A 2470-nucleotide genomic window follows, 5' to 3' on the forward strand; every position below is an offset into this window, starting at 1 on the left:
AGCCCGCCACCGAAGGCCTGCCGGACGCCCAGCCCGCCACCGAAGGCCTGCCGGACGCCCAGCCCGCCACCGAAGGCCTGCCGGACGCCCAGCCCGCCACCGAAGGCCTGCCGGACGCCCAGCCCACCGCCGAGGCCCAGCCGCACGCCCAGCCCGCCACCGAAGATCAGCCGGACGCCCAGCCCGTCCCGGACGACGCCCAGCCCGCTCAGGGCCCCCAGTCCCTCCTGGTCGCCGAAGTACCGCAGGAAGCGGTACCGCAGGAAGCGGACGTGCCCCACAACGTGCCCGAGCCTGCGGAGTCCGACCCCACGCAGACGGGCACCGTCGAGCCGGAGCCCCGCCCCGACGAGGCCGTGGGCGACCGCCCGGAGCAGCCCGTCGGCCGGTTCGTGCAGGTCGACGGCGGTCAGGTGCCCACCACCCCGCATCTCGCCCCGACGCCGCCCGAGGCCCTCCTCCCCTCGGAGGCACAGGCTGACGCACCGGCGCCGGAGCACGTCGCCTCCGTCCCCGCCCCGCGCGAGGCCGACCCCGAAGTCGCCCAGAGCGCCGACGACCTGGACACCCGCGCCGCCGACCAGGAAGACCCGCACGACGTGAGCACGGCCGCCGTGGCGGAAGTACGGCAGTCCGCCGGCCCCGCGGCGCCCGCCTACGACGACGTCGAACGCGAGGCCGTCCTGAAGGTCATGCGCGAACGCCGCGACATCCGCAACGGCTTCCGCGGCGACCCCATCCCACACGAGGTGCTGCTCCGCGTCCTGGAGGCCGCCCACACCGCGCCCTCCGTCGGCCACTCGCAGCCCTGGGACTTCGTCGTCATCCGCTCCGCCGACACCCGCCGCGCCATGCACGAACTGGCGATGCGTCAGCGCGAGGCGTACGCCAAGTCCCTTCCCAAGGGCCGGGCCAAGCAGTTCAAGGAACTGAAGATCGAGGCCATCCTCGACACCCCGGTCAACATCGTCGTCACCGCCGACCAGACCCGCGGCGGCCGGCACACCCTGGGCCGGCACACCCAGCCGCAGATGGCGCCGTACTCCTCCGCGCTCGCGGTCGAGAACCTCTGGCTCGCCGCCCGCGCCGAGGGCCTCGGCGTCGGCTGGGTCAGCTTCTTCGACGAGCGCGAGATGGTACGCGCCCTCGGCCTGCCCGAACACCTGGACGTCGTCGCCTACCTGTGCGTCGGGTACGTCGACGAGTTCCCGGACGAGCCCGAGTTGATGCAGGCCGGCTGGTCCAAGCGCCGCCCGCTGTCCTGGGTCGTGCACGAGGAGACGTACGGCCGACGCGCCCTGCCCGGAGAGGACCCCCACGACCTGCTTGCCGAGACCGTCGCACAGATCCGCCCGCTCGACGCCAAGGCGCTCGGCGAGGCCTGGGAGCGGCAGAAGCGCATGACCAAGCCGGCCGGCGCGCTCGGCATGCTGGAGATCATCTCCGCCCAGCTCTCCGGCCTGTCCCGCCAGTGCCCGCCGCCCATCCCGGAGCCCGCGGCCGTCGCGGTCTTCGCCGGCGACCACGGTGTGCACGCCCAGGGCGTCACCCCTTGGCCGCAGGAGGTCACCGCCCAGATGGTGGCCAACTTCCTGGGCGGGGGAGCGGTCTGCAACGCCTTCGCCACCCAGGTCGGCGCCGAGGTCTGCGTCGTGGACGTCGGCGTCGCCACCGACCTGCCCGCCACCCCCGGCCTGCTGCCCCGCAAGGTCCGCGCGGGCACGTCCGACATGACCACCGGCCCCGCGATGACCCGCGAGGAGGCCAAGCAGGCCATCGAGGTCGGCATCGAGACCGCCCGCGACCTGGTGGCGGCCGGCAACAAGGCACTGCTCACCGGCGAGATGGGCATCGCGAACACCACCGCGTCCGCCGCGCTCATCTCCGTCTTCACCGGCGCGGACCCGGCCGACGTCACCGGCCGGGGCACCGGCATCAACGACGAGACGCTCGCCCGCAAGACCGAGGTCGTCCGCCGCGCGCTGGAAGTCCACCAGCCCGACCCGGCCGACCCCGTCGGCGTCCTCGCCGCGGTCGGCGGCTTCGAGCACGCGGCCATGGTCGGCCTGCTGCTCGGCGGCGCCTCCCTGCGCACGCCGGTGATCCTGGACGGCGTCAGCGCCGGCGCCGCCGCCCTGGTGGCCCGCGCCATCGCCCCCGAGGTCCTCGCGGCCTGCATCGCCGGCCACCGCAGCGCCGAGCCCGGCCACGTCGCCGCGCTCAACAAGCTGGGCCTGCGCCCGCTGGTCGACCTGGACCTCCGCCTCGGCGAGGGCACGGGCGCGCTGCTCGCCCTGCCGATGGTGCAGAGCACCGCGCGGGCGATGCACGAGGTCGCGACGTTCGACTCGGCGGGCGTCACCGAGAAGTAGCCCCACCGCGGTAGTGGGGGGGCAAGACAGCGGCGGGGTCACCCTCACCCCCCCACCCCCCCCCCTCCCCCTAACCCCACCCCCCCCCCCCCCCCCCC

1 protein-coding gene is annotated in these 2470 nt (G+C 75.0%); it reads left to right on the forward strand.

All coding sequences use genetic code 11. The annotated features are described in order from the left end of the window. Nucleotides 1-2372: nicotinate-nucleotide--dimethylbenzimidazole phosphoribosyltransferase (cobT, locus tag ACFCZF_RS13210; RefSeq protein WP_376671735.1), on the forward strand; the 2372-nt coding region annotated here is incomplete at its 5' end. Nucleotides 2373-2470: the final 98 nt, after the last annotated feature.

This window comes from Streptomyces sp. NPDC056296 (assembly GCF_042268605.1).
Taxonomy (GTDB): Bacteria; Actinomycetota; Actinomycetes; order Streptomycetales; family Streptomycetaceae; genus Streptomyces.